Source organism: Stenotrophomonas sp. X (assembly GCF_055721025.1).
Window position 1 is genome coordinate 4,235,001 of sequence record NZ_CM146756.1, and the last position, 18,689, is coordinate 4,253,689.

Annotated in this window: 17 protein-coding genes (1 of these 17 only partly in view); 7 read left to right on the top strand and 10 right to left on the bottom strand. The window is 68.5% G+C overall.

The window, feature by feature from the left end; genetic code table 11:
- A protein-coding gene (locus ACZ75I_RS19405; RefSeq protein WP_180868689.1) for a benzoate/H(+) symporter BenE family transporter crosses the window boundary here: on the top strand, window positions 1-469 show its 3' portion. It extends 719 nt beyond the left edge of the window; the window shows 469 of its 1,188 coding nt (coding positions 720-1,188); its start codon lies off the left edge, out of view; its stop codon occupies window positions 467-469.
- 6 nt (window positions 470-475) lie between these two features.
- On the opposite strand, the gene ACZ75I_RS19410 is transcribed toward ACZ75I_RS19405, so the two are convergent.
- The 5 genes from ACZ75I_RS19410 to egtB form a co-directional block, all read right to left on the bottom strand.
- Complete coding sequence (locus ACZ75I_RS19410) at window positions 476-1,249, bottom strand: DUF2628 domain-containing protein (RefSeq protein ID WP_180868688.1); 774 nt, start codon at window positions 1,247-1,249, stop codon at window positions 476-478.
- A gap of 50 nt (window positions 1,250-1,299) precedes the next feature.
- Window positions 1,300-2,166 (bottom strand): D-hexose-6-phosphate mutarotase, encoded by an 867-nt coding sequence (locus ACZ75I_RS19415; RefSeq protein ID WP_472958533.1) that lies wholly within the window; start codon window positions 2,164-2,166, stop codon window positions 1,300-1,302.
- 40 nt (window positions 2,167-2,206) lie between these two features.
- On the bottom strand, window positions 2,207-3,475 hold the full coding sequence (locus tag ACZ75I_RS19420; RefSeq protein ID WP_472958534.1) for a lytic murein transglycosylase: 1,269 nt from the start codon (window positions 3,473-3,475) through the stop codon (window positions 2,207-2,209).
- Between the two features lie 83 nt (window positions 3,476-3,558).
- Complete coding sequence (gene egtD / locus ACZ75I_RS19425; RefSeq protein ID WP_180868682.1) at window positions 3,559-4,533, bottom strand: L-histidine N(alpha)-methyltransferase; 975 nt, start codon at window positions 4,531-4,533, stop codon at window positions 3,559-3,561.
- A complete protein-coding gene (gene egtB / locus ACZ75I_RS19430; protein WP_180868680.1) occupies window positions 4,530-5,801 on the bottom strand; it encodes an ergothioneine biosynthesis protein EgtB in 1,272 nt (423 codons plus the stop codon). The genes egtD and egtB overlap by 4 nt, the downstream gene beginning before the upstream one ends.
- 166 nt (window positions 5,802-5,967) lie before the next feature.
- Here egtB and ACZ75I_RS19435 point away from each other — a divergent pair, with 166 nt between their 5' ends.
- The gene (locus ACZ75I_RS19435) at window positions 5,968-7,248 is read left to right on the top strand and encodes a GGDEF domain-containing protein (RefSeq protein WP_472958535.1); all 1,281 of its coding nucleotides are present in this window, start codon (window positions 5,968-5,970) and stop codon (window positions 7,246-7,248) included.
- Between the two features lie 3 nt (window positions 7,249-7,251).
- Here ACZ75I_RS19435 and ACZ75I_RS19440 read toward each other — a convergent pair whose 3' ends face one another.
- Window positions 7,252-7,644, bottom strand: a complete 393-nt coding sequence (locus ACZ75I_RS19440) for a YchJ family metal-binding protein (protein WP_180868676.1) — start codon at window positions 7,642-7,644, stop codon at window positions 7,252-7,254.
- A 102-nt stretch (window positions 7,645-7,746) separates the two neighbouring features.
- Here ACZ75I_RS19440 and ACZ75I_RS19445 point away from each other — a divergent pair, with 102 nt between their 5' ends.
- Entirely contained in the window at window positions 7,747-8,526 is a 780-nt protein-coding gene (locus tag ACZ75I_RS19445) for a sulfite exporter TauE/SafE family protein (protein ID WP_019658763.1), read from the top strand.
- 105 nt (window positions 8,527-8,631) lie between these two features.
- Here ACZ75I_RS19445 and ACZ75I_RS19450 read toward each other — a convergent pair whose 3' ends face one another.
- The 4 genes from ACZ75I_RS19450 to folE form a co-directional block, all read right to left on the bottom strand.
- Window positions 8,632-12,012, bottom strand: a complete 3,381-nt coding sequence (locus ACZ75I_RS19450; RefSeq protein WP_346476686.1) for an ATP-binding protein — start codon at window positions 12,010-12,012, stop codon at window positions 8,632-8,634.
- A gap of 16 nt (window positions 12,013-12,028) precedes the next feature.
- Window positions 12,029-12,730, bottom strand: a complete 702-nt coding sequence (locus ACZ75I_RS19455; RefSeq protein WP_005421303.1) for a DUF4194 domain-containing protein — start codon at window positions 12,728-12,730, stop codon at window positions 12,029-12,031.
- Complete coding sequence (locus tag ACZ75I_RS19460) at window positions 12,717-14,186, bottom strand: DUF3375 domain-containing protein (RefSeq protein ID WP_472958536.1); 1,470 nt, start codon at window positions 14,184-14,186, stop codon at window positions 12,717-12,719. Before ACZ75I_RS19460 ends, ACZ75I_RS19455 begins: the two co-directional genes overlap by 14 nt.
- A gap of 112 nt (window positions 14,187-14,298) precedes the next feature.
- Window positions 14,299-14,910: a GTP cyclohydrolase I FolE gene (gene folE, locus ACZ75I_RS19465; RefSeq protein WP_004141296.1), complete on the bottom strand. Its 612-nt coding sequence runs from the start codon at window positions 14,908-14,910 to the stop codon at window positions 14,299-14,301.
- A gap of 623 nt (window positions 14,911-15,533) precedes the next feature.
- Between folE and ACZ75I_RS19470 the strand changes: the two genes are divergently transcribed.
- From ACZ75I_RS19470 to ACZ75I_RS19485, 4 genes are all read left to right on the top strand, one after another.
- Window positions 15,534-15,989, top strand: a complete 456-nt coding sequence (locus ACZ75I_RS19470) for a MarR family winged helix-turn-helix transcriptional regulator (RefSeq protein ID WP_005421298.1) — start codon at window positions 15,534-15,536, stop codon at window positions 15,987-15,989.
- A 108-nt stretch (window positions 15,990-16,097) separates the two neighbouring features.
- The gene (locus ACZ75I_RS19475) at window positions 16,098-16,307 is read left to right on the top strand and encodes a DUF1656 domain-containing protein (protein ID WP_025875651.1); all 210 of its coding nucleotides are present in this window, start codon (window positions 16,098-16,100) and stop codon (window positions 16,305-16,307) included.
- Window positions 16,304-17,221: an efflux RND transporter periplasmic adaptor subunit gene (locus tag ACZ75I_RS19480; RefSeq protein ID WP_180868672.1), complete on the top strand. Its 918-nt coding sequence runs from the start codon at window positions 16,304-16,306 to the stop codon at window positions 17,219-17,221. The genes ACZ75I_RS19475 and ACZ75I_RS19480 overlap by 4 nt, the downstream gene beginning before the upstream one ends.
- Entirely contained in the window at window positions 17,218-18,687 is a 1,470-nt protein-coding gene (locus tag ACZ75I_RS19485) for an efflux transporter outer membrane subunit (RefSeq protein ID WP_180868670.1), read from the top strand. The genes ACZ75I_RS19480 and ACZ75I_RS19485 overlap by 4 nt, the downstream gene beginning before the upstream one ends.
- Window positions 18,688-18,689 lie beyond the last annotated feature (2 nt).

Consider the following 18,689-nt stretch of genomic DNA (forward strand, 5'->3'; position numbering starts at 1 on the left):
GATGCGTGCCTCCGGCTATGACGCGCCGGTGTCGCCGCTGATCGGCTGGATCGGCGTGGTCAATACCTTGCTGGCGCCGTTCGGTGCCTACGCGCTGAACCTGGCGGCAATCACCGCCGCGATCTGCATGGGCCGTGATGCACATGAGGACCCGGCACGACGCTATACCGCCGCCATGGCGGCAGGTGCCTTCTACATCATCATCGGACTGTTCGGCGCCACCGTGGCCGCACTGTTTGCGGCCTTCCCCAGCGAGCTGGTGGCCTGCGTGGCCGGTATCGCCCTGTTCGGCACCATCGCCAACAGCCTGGCCAGTGCGCTGGCGGTAGAGCGGGACCGCGAGGCGGCACTGGTCACCTTCCTGGTCACCGCCTCGGGCGTCTCCCTGGCCGGGATCGGCTCGGCGTTCTGGGGGCTGGTGGCCGGTGCGCTGTCCCTGCTGGTGCTGCGGCCCCGTCAGGGCCGCTGACCTGCCCTACCCCGCCAGTGCGGCGCCGACGGTGCTCAACACCACCGAGATCACGATGGCGGCCAGTGTAGCGACCACGCTGGTGCCGCCGCGTGCGGTCAGCTCGCTGTGCAGCCGTGCGTCACCGCCGCCGCTGACGGCACGGGCCTGGGCGATCAGGCGCTGGCAGTGTGCCAGGTACCAGGTGTTGCCAAAGGTGCCGGTGGTGACGCTGAGCGCGATGGTGATGACCAGCGACACGCCTTCGGGCACATCCAGCATGGTCTCCACCACGCTGATCAGCAGCAGCAGGCCGACCCACATTGCCGCCAGGCGGTACATTTTGCGGTACATCATCCAGATCGGGCCGAGCAGGAAGGCCGGCCAGTGCCAGGTGCCACTGCCCGTGGCAATGCCCTGATCCAGCCGCCAGCGCTGGCGATAGATCGGGAAGTTGCCGCCGACCACGCTGGCGTACAAGGCCCTCTCGCCCTCCAGCCCCGCGGCGGCAGCCCTGTCCGGTGCAGCGGCGGGGGCTCGATACGGATCGGACGGATCGCCGACACTTGACGCAATGCCCTCAACTGCAGGGGCTGCGTCGATATCCGGGGCCGGAGCCACCTCGATGGGAATGGAAGCCTGCTCCAGTTCGGCCAACGGCCGCCATGAGGGCATGCCTTCGCACCAGAGCAGGGTGCTCGCCGTAACCGTCCCTTGCCGCTGCAGCTGGCGAAGACCGGCCAGATCGACCGGCCCACTGCTCTGCCTGCCATTGGCGTACCACCATTGTGCTTCCTGCATGTTTTCCGTCCCTGCTACCTGCCTCGACAAACTGGAACCGCTGCAAGCGCCTACAGCGCGGTACTGCCCAGGGTCTGCACCAGTTGATGGCGCGCACCCGCCGCAAGCGTAATCTGCTCTGGCCCGGCGTTGGCCACTTCCAGGCAGACGTAATCGCGCCAGCCCTCGCCGACATCGGCCATCTTCGCCGCTGCCTCCATGCCCGGGTTCCAGGCCACCAGGGTCTGGCTGCCTTCGCTGCGGATCTCGATCCGCCGCTGCAGGACGGGATCGCGAAGCACGTAGTGGCCGCCGGCACCGGTATAGATGCGGTCGCTGCGCCCCGGATCGCGCGGGTCACGCAGCGACCAGGGCCCCTGCTGCTGGCGCAGCTGCGCGCCGTCCTCGTACTTGTCCAGGTACTGCAGGCCGTCGAGGCCATCGACCTCGACACGAGTGGCATCGCCGACCCGGAAGTAGCTGTGCAGTGCCTGGGTGAAGGTCACCGGCGAGGTTCCGGTGTTCTCGGTGACGAGCTGCTGGCGCAGCTGGCGGCCAATGCGCAGCTGCATCTGCAGGCGCAGGCCGGGATCGGCGCAGGGCGCAGGTGCCAACTGCAGCTCGACCTCACCGTCATCGCTCTGCCTGGCATGCAGAAGCTCCCAGCGCGCCGTACGTACCAGGCCATGCGCCGGTACATCGCCACTCTGGCCCTGGCGGCCGAACCACGGCCAGCACACCGGGACGCCACCGCGGATGGGCGTGGGCAGCTCGGCGCGCGTGGGCGAAAGCCAGAACAGATCGGGCTGCCCATCGGGAATGAACGACAGCAGCTGGCCACCAAACACACTCACGACCGCTGTGGCATTGGCGGTTCGCACCTGCCAGGCCTCCAGGCCGTGATACAGGCCGGTGCTGATGTCCGGATTCGACTGCATGCGATGACGCTCCTTGAAGACCGCGGCGATGATGTCGCGGTCAACGTGCCGCCGGCAAGGCATTCTGTCCAGCGGGTGCGATGGCGGCCACCTCTTCCTGCAGCGTGCGCAGGATGCGCTGGCCTGCGCGGCCGTCCACCTCGCTCCAGCCCAGGCGCTGCTGCTCGGCCTGGATCGCGCGACGCGTAGCGGTACCGATCATGCCGTCGGCGGCACCGATGTCGTGGCCGCGGGCCAGCAGCAGGGTCTGCAGCTGGCGACGCTCATCGCGGCCCAGGCCTGGATCGTCGGTCGGCCAGGCGGTAGCCAGCCCGTTGCCGCCGCGCAGCTGGTCGGCAAGCGTCGCGATCGCCAGCGCATAGCTTTCGGCAGCGTTGTAGCTGTAGATCGCGTCGTAGTTGCGGAACACCAGCAACGCCGGGCCCTTGTTGCCGGCCGGCAGCAGCAGGGCGGCGCGCGCATCCGCCGGCAGGTTGGCCGGAGCCAACGCGCTGCCATCCAGCGCGGTCACGCCCTGCGCGCGCCAATCGGCCAGGGCACGACGCTGGGTGCGGCCGGCCTGGCTGGCGTTGAAGCCGGCGGGCACATGCACCTCCATGCCCCATGGTTCGCCACTGCGCCAACCGGCACGCTTGAGGTAGTTGGCGGTGGAGGCCAGTGCATCGGGAATGCTGCCGACCAGATCGCGGCGGCCATCGCCATCACCGTCCACGGCGATGCGTGCATAGGTGCTGGGCATGAACTGGGTGTGCCCGAAGGCACCGGCCCAGGAGCCGGTGAGCCCCTGTGCCTGCAGGTCGCCGCGGTCGATCAGCTTGAGCAGCGCCAGCAGCTCACCGCGGAAGAAAGGTTGGCGGCGGCCGGCGCACGACAGCGTGACCAATGACTGCAGCAGCGGGCGCTTGCCGAACACGCGGCCGTAGTCGCTCTCCACGCCCCAGACCGCGACGATGGTGGCCGGATCGACGCCATACTGGGCCGACACGCGATCGAGCAGGTCGCGGTGCTGCTGCAGCAGGGCGCGGCCATCAGCCACGCGCTGGCGATCGACCAGCGCGGCCAGGTAGTCCCAGATCGGCGTGGTGAATTCGGGCTGTGCATCGAGCAGGCCGAGCACGCTGGGGTCCGGGGTGAGCCCGGCGGTGATCTCGTTGAAGCGGTCAGCGCCGATGCCCTGGGTCGCGGCGGTGGCCTGCAGGCCCGCCAAGCAGCGGCTGAACGCCGGATCGGTGCTGGCGGCGGAAGCCGCAGGCAGCGTCGGAGTCGACGCAAGGGCGGCCGCCAGGCCGAGCGTGGTCAGAACAGGCATGGCGTCCTCCGTGTTGCCGTTGCACGGCCATCTTAGGGGCAGCGGTGCCGCCGAACCTGAAGGGGCACCGGCTGGCCACCACCTCAGGCGCGGCGCAGCAGGCGCAGGCCATAGGCGGGGCTTTCGGCATCCCATCGCTGCGCCACCTGCAGGCCCGCCTGCCGCAACAGCGCGTCGAAGCTGTCCTCGGTGTACTTGTGGCTGTACTCGACGCGAATGGGTTCACCGGCGGCGAAGTGGAAAATGCGGCCATCCAGGTGGACGTCCTGTGCCCGCTGGCTGACCAGATCGGTCTCGATGCGCAACCGCGCGGTGCTGTAGCGTGCACGATGACGGAAGCCATCGAGATCGAAGTCGCTGCCGATCTCGCGGTTCAGGCGGGCCAGCAGGTTGAGGGTGAATGCGGCGGTGACGCCCTGCGCATCGTTGTAGGCCGCCTCGATCAACGCCGGGTCCTTGTGCAGGTCGATGCCGACCAGGGCCAGGCCATCATGCCCCATGGTCTGGCGCATCGCGCGCAGCAGCGCGACCGCGTCCTCGCCTTCAAAGTTGCCCAGCGTGGAACCCGGGAAGAACAGCAGCCGTCGCGCGGGTTCGCGTTCGGGCATGGGTACGGCGACGGGACGGGTAAAGTCGGCACAGAACGGCAGCATCTCCACCTCGGGCAGCGCCGGGGCCAGATGGTCGATGCTGGACAGCAGCGCGGCACGTGAGATTTCAATCGGCGTGTAGGCCACCGGGTCGTGCAGGGCGGCCAGCAGCAACGCGGTCTTGCGGCCACTGCCGCTGCCCAGTTCCACCACGTGCAGGTGCGGCCCGACGCTTCGGGCGATGTCCGGCAGTACCCGTGAAAGCAGGGCCAGCTCGGTGCGCGTGGGGTAGTACTCGGGCGTATGCGTGATCTGCTCGAACAGGCGCGAGCCGCGTGCATCGTAGAAGTACTTGGATGGCAGCTGGCGGGGCGTGCGCAACAGCCCGGCCACCACGTCGGCAAGGATCTGCTGGCGGCCGGGAGTGAGATCGGTCAGCGCCTGCAGCGCGTCCTGCACCGTACTCATGCAAGATCCCTGGCCAGGCGCAGCCCGGAGAACTGCCAACGCGCCGGGGGCATGAAGAAGTTGCGGTAGCTGGCACGCACGTGGCCACGCGGCGTGGCGCAGCTGCCACCGCGCAGCACCCATTGCCCGCACATGAACTTGCCGTTGTATTCACCGAGGTTGCCGGCGAAAGGGCGAAAGCCCGGATAGGCGCCATACGCGCTGTGGGTCCATTCCCATACATCGCCGAACAGCTGCCGCAGCCCACTGCCCTGCCCCGCCCGAGGGTGCAGCTGATCGTCGTCGGCAAAATGGCCACGCAGGGGCTGCGACGCAGCGGCGGCTTCCCACTCGAACTCGCTGGGCAGGCGCGCACCAGCCCAGCGCGCGCAGGCATCGGCCTCGTAATAGCTGAGGTGGCAGACCGGCGCATGCGGGTCCAGCTCTCGCCAACCGCCGAGGGTGTACTCGCGCTGCAGGGCATCGTCCCAGTACAGCGGGTGCTGCCAGCCCTCGGTTTCGCGCAACGCCCAGCCTTCGCTGAGCCACCAGCGCGGCTCGCGGTAGCCGCCAGCCTCGATGAAGGCGAGGTACTCGCCATTGCTGACGGGACGCTCTGCCAGTGCGTGTGCGGGGAGCAGCACGCGATGCGCCGGCGATTCGTTGTCGTAGGCGAAGGCGGCGTGCTGCGGCCAGGCTGCGGCGCCAATGGTGACGATGCGTTCGGGTGATTCGGTCCAGCCCTGCGCACTGGCAGCGCTGGTGGCAGGCTGCAGGTCCTCGCGGTAGGCCGGCTGCAACGGATTGCACCAGAACGCATGCTTGATGTCGGTCAACAGCAGTTCCTGGTGCTGCTGTTCGTGCTGCAGGCCCAACTGCAGGTGGTGCAGCGCCTGCGCGTCGAGGTCACCCGCCGCCAGTCGCGATTGCACCTGTGCATCGACCTGCTGGCGGTAGTCGCGCACCTGCTGCAGCGAGGGCCGCGACAACAGGCCGCGTTGCGGCCGCGCGTGCGCTGGACCGATGCTTTTGTAGTAGCTGTTGAAAAGATAGTCCCAGGCTGGATCACGCGCAGGCGCACTGGCGAATCCCGCCAGCACGAAGCGTTCGAAGAACCAGGTGGTATGGGCCAGGTGCCACTTGCTGGGACTGGCGTCGGCCATGCTCTGCAGCATGGCGTCCTCTGCACTGAGCGGTGCGGCCAACTGCAGGCTGCGGGCACGCACATGTGCGAAGTGGTGGGCGAGGTCGTGCTGCGGGGCAGCGACGGCGGTGGGTACGCTGTCCATGCCTACAGCATCGGCGCAGTGCGGTGAGTGCGACGTCATGGCGGCACACTGCCCCATTCACATGGTTGCGGGCATACCTTTTCAAAAAGCGCGTGTTCAAGAAGCGGGTGAGGACGCCGCTAACGGCAGTGTTGCGGCCGCATCGTCACCGCACTGGACTTCCTGCGTGCCCCTGCATCCACTCCGCCAGCCTGCGCATTACCTGTTCGTGCTGCCCGCCGTGCTGGTCGTCCTGGTGCTGTGGATGGCACTGGGCACCGAGGATGTGGCCAGCCCGGCCCAACGCATCCTGCCCTGGCTGCTGGCCTGCCTCGGCGCGGGCCTGGCCCTGCTCTACCACCAGATACGCACGTTGTGCCTGCTGCTGGTCGTGGCGGTGGTGTTCGCCCTGCTGCACCGGGACGTCGGCGGCTACCTGCGCAGCGGCCATGTCGGCGCCTTGACTCCGTTGCGCTTCCACGCAATCTCGGCCTGGGTGCCGCTGCTGTTTGCCGGGCTGGCAGTGTGGCCGGAACGCGGACGCCGACGCCAGGACCTGCTGCTGCGCGGCGTGGTCTGCGGCGCGGCCCTGGTGATCTTCCTGCTGCTTGCGGCACAACAGCCGCAGGGCATGCACGATCTGCTATCGAGCCGTCACTGGGCCTGGATTCCCGCCGACTGGAACGCGCTGGCGCAGCTGCCGGCGCTGCTGTTCCTGCTGGCGACCGCAGCGCTGGGCTGGCAGGCGTGGCGGCATCCGCGGCCACTGCACACGGCGATGCTGCTGGCCCTGCTGTGCCTGTGGTGGATGCTGCCGCGGATCTTCCTGCAGCCGGTACTGCTGCCGGCGCTGAGCAGCGCCGCCCTGCTGCTGATGCTGGGCGCGATGCTGCAGGAATCCTTCCACATGGCCTTCCGCGATGAGCTGACCGGCCTGCCCGGGCGACGGGCGTTCAACGAGACCCTGCAGCGGGCGCGCGGCACCTACAGCATCGCGATGGTGGACGTGGACCACTTCAAGTCGTTCAACGACACCCACGGCCACGACACCGGCGACGACGTGCTGCGCCTGGTGGGGTCGCGGCTGGCGCGTGTCGGCGACGGTGGCCGAGCGTTCCGCTATGGCGGCGAGGAATTCGCAGTGGTGTTCCTCGACCGCCCAGCGGCGGCCTGCATTGAGGCCGTCGAAGCACTGCGGCAGAGCATCGAGGACACCCGCATGCAGCTGCGCGACCGCAGCACCCGCAGCCGTGACGAGGAAGCTGGCCGTCGGCAGCGCGGACGCGGCGGCACCGGCCAGGTGGTGCAGGTGACGGTCAGCATCGGGCTGGCCGACAGCCGCGTGGATCCGCGACCGACGGCAGTGCTCAAGGCCGCCGACCAGGCGCTGTACATGGCCAAGGACGGAGGTCGCAACCAGGTCCGCGCGCACGGCGGCCAGCGCCTGCTGGCTGCATCCAGTGCGTAGGGCTCAGACCGCGTCGAGGTAATACCAGCGGCCGTCGATGCGCCGGAATCGGCTGTGCTCGGTCATTCTCACCGCGCTGCCGCCGCCAATGCGGTAGCGCGCAGTGAAGCGCACTTCAGCACTGTCTGCGCCGGTGACCGTGTGGTCGTGGACGGTCAGGCCCAGCCAATGGGTGCGGTGGCCTGGCGCATCGTCCAGCGACAGCTCGGCCGGACGTGTGTCCGGGTGCCAGGTGTGGCGCAGGTAGCCGGCCAGGCCCCTCACATAGGCGCTGTAGCGCGAACGCATCAGGCGCTCGGCATCGGGCGCGGCCTCGCCGGCATGGAAACGGCCACAGCAGGCGGGATAATCGGCGGGAAGGCCACAGGGGCAGGGATCGGCGGATTTTCGGCTCATGCCGGCATTGTCGCCGGGTTGCAGGGATTGATCCACGCGCGGCGGCAGTCGCCCGGATCAGGACAGGCGTATGCTGTCGCGCCCCCACATTGATTGATCGCCGTGCTGGAACTGGTTCCCCCTGAGTTGTGGTGGCTGGTGGTGATCGCCTTCATCGCCGGTCTTGTGGATGCTGCCGTGGGCGGCGGCGGCCTGGTACAGCTGCCCGGCCTGTTCACGGTGCTGCCACAGCAGACACCGGCGATGCTGTTTGGTACCAACAAGTTCAGTTCGATGTTCGGTACCGGTGCGGCTGCCTGGCGCTATGCGCGCAATGTGCGCTTCCCGTGGAAGCCGGTGCTGTTCGCGGCCGGCACCGCCTTCATCTTCTCCTTCGCCGGGGCCACTGCGGTAAGCCTGTTGCCCAAGGACGCGGTGCGCCCGCTGGTGCTGGTGCTGCTGATCGCGATGCTGGCCTATACGCTGTGGAAGAAGGACTTCGGCGCGTTGCACCGGCCGCAGGAGATCGGCCGCCGCGAACTGGTGATCGCGCTGGCGATCGGTGCGGCGATCGGCTTCTACGACGGCTTCTTCGGGCCAGGCACCGGCAGTTTCCTGATCTTCCTGTTCGTGCGCTTCTTCGGGCTGGATTTCCTGCGTGCGTCAGCGGCGTCGAAGGTCGTGAACCTGGCGACCAACGTGGCAGCGATCTCGTTCTTCGTGCCGACCGGCAACATCCTGTGGCTGTTCGCGCTGCCAATGGCCGCAGCCAACATCATCGGTTCGGTGGTGGGCACGCGCCTAGCACTGAAGGGCGGCACGCCGTTCATCCGCAAGCTGTTCGTGGGGCTGGTGGTGGTGCTGATCGCGCGGATGGCGTGGGATACGTTCCGCGGTTCGTGAGGGACGTTATGAAATGGTAGGTGCCAACCTTGGTTGGCACGCCGTTTCCGGTCGCGAAGAGCAGCCGAGCATGGCTCGGCTCTACAGGTGGATTGCCCGAGGCGCTCAGGCCTCGGCTTCTTCCGGTTCGTTGGCCTGCTGGCGGCTGCGCTCCGGCAGCTTCAGGCGCTTGCCCTCTTCGTCGTACTCGATCAGCAGCACGCCGGAGTCGTGGCGGCCGCTGATTTCGACGAAGCAGGCGCCACCGATGAACGGCTCCAGCGTCATCACCGACTTCAGCGGGGTGGCGACCACCATCTGGAAGCCGAAGTTGTCGAAGATGTTCATCGCCAGCGCGGTGAACTCGTTGTCGGCCTTGTCAAAGGCCTCGTCGAGCACGACCGCCGCGTAACTGGGCAGCTGGCTGTCAGCGCCGCCGAGCTGGTAGCGCAGCGCTGCTGCCAGGCAGGTGGTGGCCAGCTTCTGGCGCTGGCCACCGGACTTGCCGGCGCCGCTGCGGTAGATCTCGACCTGCTGGCGCGTTTCCGCATCCAGCTCGACGCCGATGAACTCCACGTGCATGCGCACGTCCAGCACCAGCTCGCGCCAGCGCTTGTCCTCGCCTTCCTGCGAGCCGAGGCGGTTGACCAGCTGGCGCAGCACGGTGAACTGCGATTCGGCCAGCTCGCGCTGCTCGGTCTGCTGCTGCGACAGCACCTCGCGCAGCTGCAGGTGGAACTCAGCGACCTCCGGCAGGCGGCGGTCGCTCAGTTCGATGGTCAGCAGCGTGCCACGGTTGAACGGCACCTGCTCCAGGCTGGCGTTCACCTCGTCCAGGCGCTGGCCGATCGACTTGCGGGCCTCTGCGCTGTGGCGCTGCAGGGCCAGCAGGTTGTTCTTGCTCTGGTTCTGCAGCAGGTCGAAGAAGCGCTCTTCGTGCTGTGGCAGGCCGTCGCGTTCCAGCCGTTCGAGGCGTGCGAGGAAGTCCTCGGCCGAGGCCACCGACACGGTGAAGTCGCCCGACTCCTCCGGCCACTGCTGGATGAAGCGGCGGAAGCAGCCGATCAGCTGGTTCTCGATGCGGTTGAGCTCCTGCTGCGAGGACGACAGCTGCTCGTTCAGCGCGTTGCTGACCTGGCGCATGTGCGCTTCGAGCGTTTCCAGGCTGAGCGGACCCTGTTCCTGCAGGCGCTCGGCGAGGCCGGCTTCCTGCTCCTGGGCCAGGCTCGGCAGCACCAGTGCACGGCTCTGCTGGCGTGCGCGGTCCAGGCGATCACGTTCCTTGACCAGCTGGCCGCGCTCGACGCGGACGTCTTCATAGGTGCGGCGGGACTGCTCGATGTCGGCGCGCACGGCGTCGATCTGCTTGGCCAGCTTGGCGAGATCGGCGTTGCCTTCGCGCAGGTCGCGCAGGGTGGCTTCGATATCGCTCAGGCGCTGCTGCGGAGCGGCGACGTCGATCTCGTTCCAGCTGATGCTGACCAGCTCGTGGCAGGCCAGGCGGCGTTCGTTGTCGCGGTCACGCTGCCCGCGCAGGCGCGCGATGTCGGTCTCGCAGCTGGCGATGCGCTTGGCCAGCTCCTGTGCTTCGCGCTCGAAGGCGCCCACCTTGTCGTGGTTGTTGAAGCCGAGGATCCAGCGACGGCGGTCGCCCACCGCACTGCGGTCGTCCTTCTCGAAACGGTCGCCGGGATGCTTGACCTGGCCTTCGCGGGTGATGCCGCGGTCGACGTTGCGCAGCTGCTTGGCATCCACGCATTCGTAGTCGAAGCGCTTGCCCAGCTCGCGGCGCAGCCAGCTTTCGAACACATGCTCGCGCAGTTCAAGCTTGTGCAGCAGCGACTTCGCCGACGGCTCACGGGCGAATGCATCATCGTTGCGGCGCACGCGGTAGTAGGTGAAGCGCATGCCAAGGTGGGTACGGTTCACCCATTCGGCGACGTCGTTGTAATGCTTGTCATCGACCAGCAGCGACAGCGCGAAACCACCCAGCACGCGCTCGATGGCACCCTGCCAGCCCTGCTCTTCCGAGCGGACCTGGATCAGTTCGCCGACGAAGGGCAGTGCCGCCTCGGCGATGCCGGTTTCCTCGGCCAGGCGCGCGCGCAGCTTCTGCATCGGCGCCGGGATGTTGGAGGGCGTGCGCTGCATCGCTTCGAGTTCGGCACGGACCTCGCCGAAGCGGCGCTCGTCATCGCGCTTGCCGCCCAGGCGGTCACTGATCGCGTCGTCCAGTGCCGAGGAGGCACGCTGGCGGTCCTGCAGCTCGTTCTGTGCGCGCTCGACCAGTTCGGCGAAGCCATGGGCGTCGTCCGGCAGTTCGGCCCCCAGTTGCTGCGCCGCCTGGCGTGCCTGCTCGCGCTTGGCCTGGCGGCGGTCACGCTCAGCTTCGGCACGGCCCTGCTCGCGTTCCAGTTCCTCGATGCGCTCACCGCCCTGCTGGCGGCGCTGCAGCTCCAGTTCGGCCAGGCGCTCGGTGTGATTGTCCAGTGCGGCACGGCGCTGGGCTTCTTCGCCGAGCAGGCCGCGGTCACGCACGTCCATCTCGCGCAGGCGCGCTTCGATCAGCGCCTGGCGCCGGCTTTCGCGGAAGCTGTCGACACCCAGCTTCAGTGCTTCGTCGTCGCCACGACGGCGGTGCATTTCCTTCAGGTCGTTGTAGTAGGCGCGCGCCGGCAACAGGGTTTCCACCTGGCGGCGGGCAGTGACCACCGCCTGGTGCGCGCCATCAAGCTCGGCGAAGTCGCTGACCAGGCGCTCGGCGGCGTCGAAGGTCTTCGGCGTGTCGAGCATGAAGTCGCGCAGGAAGACGTTGAGGTCGCCCAGGTTCTTCGCCGACTGCGTCTTGTGCAGCAGGCGCAGTGCCATCTCGTTGTCGATGCCGAGCAGGTCGCGGAAGCGCTCTGCGTAGCCGGAGAACGTGTCGAAGTGGTGCAGGTCGGGCAGCTTCTGCTTCAGCTTGCGCAGGTCCAGGTCGAAACCGCCGAGGTCCTTGGCGATGTCGAACGGGCGCTCGGCGATCATGTAGTGCTTGCGCACATCGCCGGCCGAGGTGCCGTTGCCGGAGATCCACAGCAGGCGCACCAGGCTGACCACGCGGCCATCGCCGGCGCGGTATTCCAGCACCAGCGCGGTCCAGGTCGCGCCCTTGCGCAGGTACTGGGTGGCGATTTCGCCGGTGCCGCTGTCCTGCTGGTCGGCCCACGCGCCGCGCACGTAGGACACCAGGTTGCGGTCGCGGCCACTGCGCTCAGCTTCACGCGCAGCGGCGTTGAAGTCGACGATGGCCGGTGGCGTCAGCAGCGCGGACATGGCATCGAGCAGGGTCGACTTGCCCGAGCCGGAGCGGCCGACGAACAGGAAGCCGCGTTCGGCGATCGGTACTTCAGTCAGGCCGTTGAAGGTGCCCCAGTTGTGCACCTGCAGGCGGCGCATGCGGAACTGCTGCAGGCGCGGGTCCGGCAGGCCTTCGTTGAACAGGGCGGGAGTGTGCTTGGAGATAGCCATGCGATGGTCGGGTCTCTCAGGCCTCGGCGGCCGGGGTTTCACGCAGCTGGCGGTAGACCGCCGAAAGCTGGGACACGTCTTCGGCGGAGAACAGCAGCTTCAGCGCCGGCGAGACTTCGTGGCGGTCTTCCTGGCCGCTGAGGCGGGTCAGGATGTGGTTGTCCTTCATCTTCTGCACCGCCGATGCGACGCGACGGTTGAAGCCGGCGCGGTCGGTGGACAGGTTCTTTTCGTAGATGGCCAGCGCTTCGGCCATCTCGGCGTCGGCGACCACCGCGCGGTTGCCGCGCGCATCGGCCTCGGCCAGCTGCTGGCGCAGGTACAGCAGCAGCACCGAGTCGATGAAGGTCAGCGGGGAGGTGCGCAGCAGCACCGGCGCATCGACGTCTTCGGTATCGGCCTGGCGGGTGAACGCCACGCCACTGTCGCGGTCGAGCACCAGTTCCAGGAACAGGTCGGCCAGCGATGAGCGGATGGCCGCCTCGCTGCGGATCAGCGCCGGCCACAGCTTGGCGTGGCGCAGCTGGTCGATGCTGGGGCCGATCAGCAGCTGGCACAGCGCGCGGCGCGCATCCAGCGGCAGGCGCCCGGTATCGCCGAGGTAGTACACGTCGTTGCCACGGCGGGGCTGCGCCACGGCCGCCACCGGCTCGGCCTCGTAGGCATCTTCCGCCACGTCGGCCTGCGGTGCGTCGATGGGATCTTCATGCCAGCTCATGGCGTCTCTCCTGGGTGAACCAAACCAGCGGGATGCGGGCGCGACGGATCTGGCCGTCGCCACCACGCCATTGCGCAAGCTCCTGCTCGCCGACGACCACGTTGCCGAAGCGCGTGCCCAGCGACAGGTAGCCGATGACGCTGCCAAGACCCTGCGGCGCTTCGCGCTGCGACAGGGCCTGGGCGATGCTGAGACGCGGCTGTGCATCGAGCAGGTCGTGCAGGTCGCGGCGCAGGGTGCGGAAGTCGATTTCGGACGAAGCGACCAGATCGCCAACGCTTTCCAGGCTGATCGCGGCTGCGTCGTTGTATTCGACGTTGCCATCGACCTGGGCGCTGCGCGGATCGTGCAGTTTCCATTGCGACCACGAGCGCAGGCGACTGGTGGTCAGCTGCAGGTCGCGGCCGATGCCGCGTTGTGCGGGTAACTCGTCGCGCAGAGCGAGCGCTTCGGACTGCGCCTGCTTGAGCAGCTGGTTGAGGCGACGCTGTTCCAGATAGCCACGGCTCTGCACGAAGCCGCGCAGGCTGCGCGCGAAGTTCTGCAGCACATCGTGCACCTGGCCACCGCGCTCGAGCATGGTGCTGGTGAAACCGCGCAGGAAGTTGCGTTCGTTGCGGTCCAGGCGGCGGGCGAAGCCACGCGCCAGCACCGCTTCCAGCGCGGCATCGAGCTGGGCGCTCTGCTCGGCGTCGTTGAGCAGGCGCCAGAAGGCCTGGAAGCTGCGCCCGGCATCACTTTCGCCGATCACGTCCACGCCTTCGAACAGCTGCGACAGCACATCGCCGCGCTCGCCCTCGTCGTCGATGATGCGTTCGCGGAACTCGCGGTTGAGCTGCTCGAAGTCGTCGCGCACGCGGCGGAAGTCCTCGGTCAGCTCGTCGGCCAGGCCGATGATCTGGCGCGCACGTTCCAGCGCGCGCTTGCCGTCCAGCGCGATCACACGGCCGGCGCCGACACGGGCAATCTCGGCGTCGATCCGGTCGCGCTCGTCGCGCAACGCCGACAGGCGGGCGTCCGGATCGGATTCGGTCTGCGCGGCCAGCTGCGAGAGCTGTTCGATGACCAGCGCCAGTCGGCTCTCGGTGGCGGCCACACGGGCCTGCTCGAGGCCGTCGGCGAATCGGATCGCCTGCAGTGCCGCGGTCGACAGCTCGTACTGCTCCTGGTCGGCGCCCTCGGGCAGGCGGCGTTCCAGCCAGCCCTGGGCCAGCCAGTGTGCGATGTAGGCCTGCGCGGTACGCGGCAGCTCGCGCGACAGTTCGTCGCCGTTGAGCTGATCCAGCGCACGCTGCAGGCGCTCGTTGAGCACCGACGAAGGCAGGGTGCGCTCGCCGTCCATCAGCAGCCCCTGCAGCAGGCCGATGATTTCCGGAGCGTGGTCGGCGGCAAGCAGCTTCCACTGGGGCTGTTCGCGCAGATGGCGGTAACGGGAGATGCGTTCGCGGTGCTTCATGCAGCGAAAGGAGTCATGAGGGCTGGCGGGGACGAGCAGCCGCCCGCGGCGGCCGCGCGGGCAGCCGTAGGCATGCCGGCCCGCAGAGGCCGGCGGAGTGCGGTCAAGCGGCTCAGCGCTTGCCGCCCACTTCGATGAAACGCAGGAACTCGGCGCGGGTACGCGCGTCGTCGCGGAAGCTGCCCAGCATCTTGGAGGTGACCATGCTGACGCCGCGCTTGTGGATGCCGCGGGTGGTCATGCATTCGTGGGCGCCCTCGACGACCACGCCGACGCCGATCGGCTGCAGCACATCCTGGATGCACTGGGCGATCTGCGCGGTCATCTTCTCCTGCACCTGGAAACGGCGGGCGTAGGCTTCGACGACGCGGGCCAGCTTGCTGATGCCCACCACCTTGCCGGCCGGCAGGTAGCCGACATGCACGCGGCCGATGATCGGCGCCATGTGGTGTTCGCAGTGGCTTTCGTACTCGATGTCGCGCAGGACGATGAGTTCGTCATAGCCGGCCACTTCCTCGAAGGTGCGCTCCATGTAGGCGCGCGGGTCATCGCGGTAACCGCTGAACCAGTCGCCATAGGCTTCGGCGACACGGCGGGGGGTATCCAGCAGGCCTTCGCGGGACGGGTCCTCACCGGCCCAGCGCAGCAGGGTGCGCACGGCATCCTCGGCCTGGTCCTGGGTCACGTCGCCCTGCGGGGCGGCCTTTTCGTTGTTCTTGCTCATTGCGTACAGCGTCCCGAACGGGGGGCGAGCATCGTACCCGACCGGGGGGTGGGTCGTCCTGTGGGGACGGTTCATCGGGGGGTCTGGCGGCGCCTGCCTGTTACGGGTCTGGATGGGGAAGGGCGGCAGGGCAGGACACGCCGTAAACCCATCCATGGGGGCTCGGTCGGCGCATCCATGCGCCTCACGGTCCTGCCCTGCCGCCCTTCCCCATCCCTGACAGTTTCCTGCGGGCGCGTTCCTGCGGGCGCGGCCGGACCGCCCGAAAGCGGGGGCAAAGGCGGGGGTTCATGGCTTCGGAAGCAGCGCGCCGCTGCTGTGGTGTCTTCTGCTTTGGTGGGTGCGGACCGTTGGTCCGCACTGCTTCTGCTCTTGCTTCCAAGAGCCAACCCACCGCGCTCGCGGGGTGATGGGAAGGCAGCGGGGGCCGGGCGGGGCAGGACCGTCCGCGGCATGGATGCCGCGGCCGAGCCTACAGGGACGTACTTGCGGCGTGTCCTGCCCCGTCCGGCCCCCGCCGCCCCACCCGACACCAGGCAGGCGCAACGCTTTCCTCAACACACCCACCCATTCATAAAAACCCATTGATAGGAATGAAATTAGTAGTATCCTATCTATCTCTTATGGACCGCCCCCTCGACGAGCGCACCGTGCTGCAGATGCAGCTCAGCTCCGGCCTGCTTTATGCAGGGCGGCAGTGGCAGCGCCTTGCCGACAGCCGGCTCGGCAGCTATGGCATCTCCACCGCCTGCACCATGCCGTTGCTGATGATCGGCCGCTCCGGCGGTGGCATCCGCCAAGTGGCGCTGGCCCAGCAGCTGGGCATGGAGGGTCCTTCCCTGGTACGCCTGCTGGACAAGCTGTGTGCCAGTGGCCTGGTCCGCCGCGAGAGCGACGCCAGCGACCGCCGCGCCAACCTGTTGTGGCTGACCGACGAGGGCCATGCGCTGGTCAGCGAACTGGAAGATCAGTTGATCGGCCTGCGCCAGGACGTGTTCGGCGAGCTTTCCATGGATGAACTGCACGCCGTGCTGAAGGCATGGCGCCTGCTGGCCGAGGCCGCCGACCGCATCACGTAAGAGCGCTGCCCCCGAACACCGCCGCTGCCGTGCACACGCCAGCGGCTTTTGCCCGTTGCTGTTGTTTCGTTGTCCCTCCCCTCCCCCACCTCGTCCCCGCCCCTACCGATGCCCGGTGAATTCAGTCTCCACGGAGTGTTCGTCCCGACCCTGCTTGGGTTGATGGTGTTGGCCTATCTGGTCAACAGCGGCCTGCACGCGCTGCTGCAGCGTGCCGGCGCCTACCGCCATGTATGGCACCCGGCGCTGTTCAACCTGGCGCTGTACGGGATCGTGCTTGGCCTGCTGTTCCACCTCCTGCGTTGGATGCAATCGTGAACAAGATCGTGAAGAAGACCCTGCCGGTGCTGCTCACCAGCGCAGCCGTGATCGTCGCCCTGCTGGTGCTGCGCCAGCTGTGGGTCTACTACATGGATGAACCCTGGACCCGCGACGCCCACGTCGGCGCCGACGTGGTGCAGGTGGCGCCGGACGTGTCCGGGCTGGTGGAAACGGTGAACGTGGCCGACAACCAGGCGGTGAAGAAGGGCGACCTGCTGTTCGTCGTCGATCGCGCCCGCTACCGCATCGCGCTGGAGCAGGCCAAGGCCAGCCTGGCCGAACGCCAGGCCTCGGTGGCACAGCTGCGCCGCGAGATCGGCCGCGACCGCAGCCTGCAGGACCTGGTCGCCGCCGAGGACGCCGAAGTACGCCGCGCCAAGCTGCAGGCCGCACAGGCGGCGCTGGCCACCGCACAGGCTGCGGTCGACCTGGCCGAGCTCAACCTCGACCGTACCGAGGTGCGCGCCCCGGCCGATGGCCGGGTCAGTGACCGCACGATGCGCGTGGGCGACTACGTGGTGGCCGGCAAGCCGGTGCTGGCGCTGCTGGATACCGGCTCGTTCCGCATCGATGGCTACTTCGAGGAGACCCGGCTGCGCGGCGTGGCGCCGGGGCAGCGCGTGGACATCCGCCTGATGGGCGAATCGGCACCGCTGCACGGCCATGTCGAGAGCATTGCCGCCGGTATCGAGGACCGCTACCGCAGCAACGGCAGCACCCTGCTGCCGAACGTGACCCCGGCCTTCGACTGGGTGCGGCTGGCGCAGCGCATCCCGGTGCGCATCGCCATCGACGAAGTGCCCAAGGGCGTGGAACTGATTGCCGGGCGCACCGCCACGGTGACCGTGGACACCGGCCGCCATCCGCACAACGACAAGGCCGGCACTTCGCCGACACAGGCGGGCCTGTGAACGCCGCCCTGCCCCGTCTCGGCCTGATCGTCGCACTGGCCAGCCTGGCCGCGTGCAGAACCGTCGGCCCGGACTATGCACTGCCGGAAGGCTCGGCGTTCAAGCGCCCGCAGGCCAATGCGGCCTTCATCGATACGCAGAACCCGCAGATTGCCGCCAACCAGGCGCTGCCCGACCGCTGGTGGTCGCTGTACAACGACCCGGTGCTGGACGGGCTGATCACCCAGGCACTGCGTGACAACGTGGAACTGAAGGCCGCCGATGCGCACCTGCGCCGTGCGGCCGCCGTGTACGAACAGGCGCTGGACGCGGGCGGATTCGAGTACGAGGCCGAGGCCGGCGTCAGCCGCGCGCAGCTGTCGGCCGAATCGTTCCTGCAGGAGCACGAGCTGCCGGTGATCAACCTGGCCGATGGCAAGTTCGCGGTCAGCTACCAGTTCGATCTGTTCGGCAAGCTCAAGCGCGGCGCCGAGGCAGCGCGTGCCGACGAGCAGTCGGTGGCGGCGGCACGCGATCTGGCCCAGGTCAGCGTGGTCGCGCAGGTCGCCGACAGTTACCTGGAAATCTGCCACGCCAACCACGAATTGCACGTGGCCGAGCATTCGCTGCAACTGCAGCAGCGCAGCCGCACGGTTACCGAACGCCTGATCGCAGCCGGTCGCGGCACGCCGCCGGAACTGGCCCGCGCCAATGCGCAGGTGGCGCTGCTGGAGGCCGCGCTGCCGCCGCTGCGCGCGCAGCGGTCGGCGGCCGCCTATTCGCTGGCCGCACTGCTGGGCCAGACCCCGGGCCAGTTGCCGGCCGGCGTGATCGACTGCGCGCACGCGCCCAGCCTGGCGCAGCCGCTGCCGGTCGGTGATGGCCGTGCGCTGCTGCAGCGCCGCCCGGACGTGCGCCAGGCCGAACGCAAGCTGGCCTCGGCCACCGCGCGGATCGGCGTGGCCACCGCCGAGCTGTACCCGGACATCCGCCTCGGCGCTTCGGTCGGTGCCGCCGGCCTGCTGGAAGACTTCGGCACGCCGATGACCCAGCAGTGGTCGATCGGCCCGCTGATCTCGTGGACACTGCCCTCCTCGGGCACGCATGCCCGCATCCACGCCGCCGAAGCCGGTGCCGACGCGGCCCTGGCCGAGTTCGACCACACCGTGCTGCAGGCACTGCGCGAGACCCAGACTGCGCTGGACCGGTATGCGCAGGACCTGCGCCGACTGCAGTCGCTGCGCGTGGCGCAGGAGCAGGCCGCGCTGGCCGCCGAGCAGAACCGCCGGCTGTACCAGGGCGGCCGCACACCCTACCTGTCCAGCCTGGATGCCGACCGCAGCCTGGCCACCAGCGACGCCACCCTGGCCGCCGCCGAAGCACAGGTCTCGCGCGACCAGGTCCACCTGTTCCTGGTGCTGGGTGGCGGCTGGCAGGCATCGGTTGCCCCGGCTGCGCCGTCCACCGCACAGGCCTCGGCGAAGTAAGC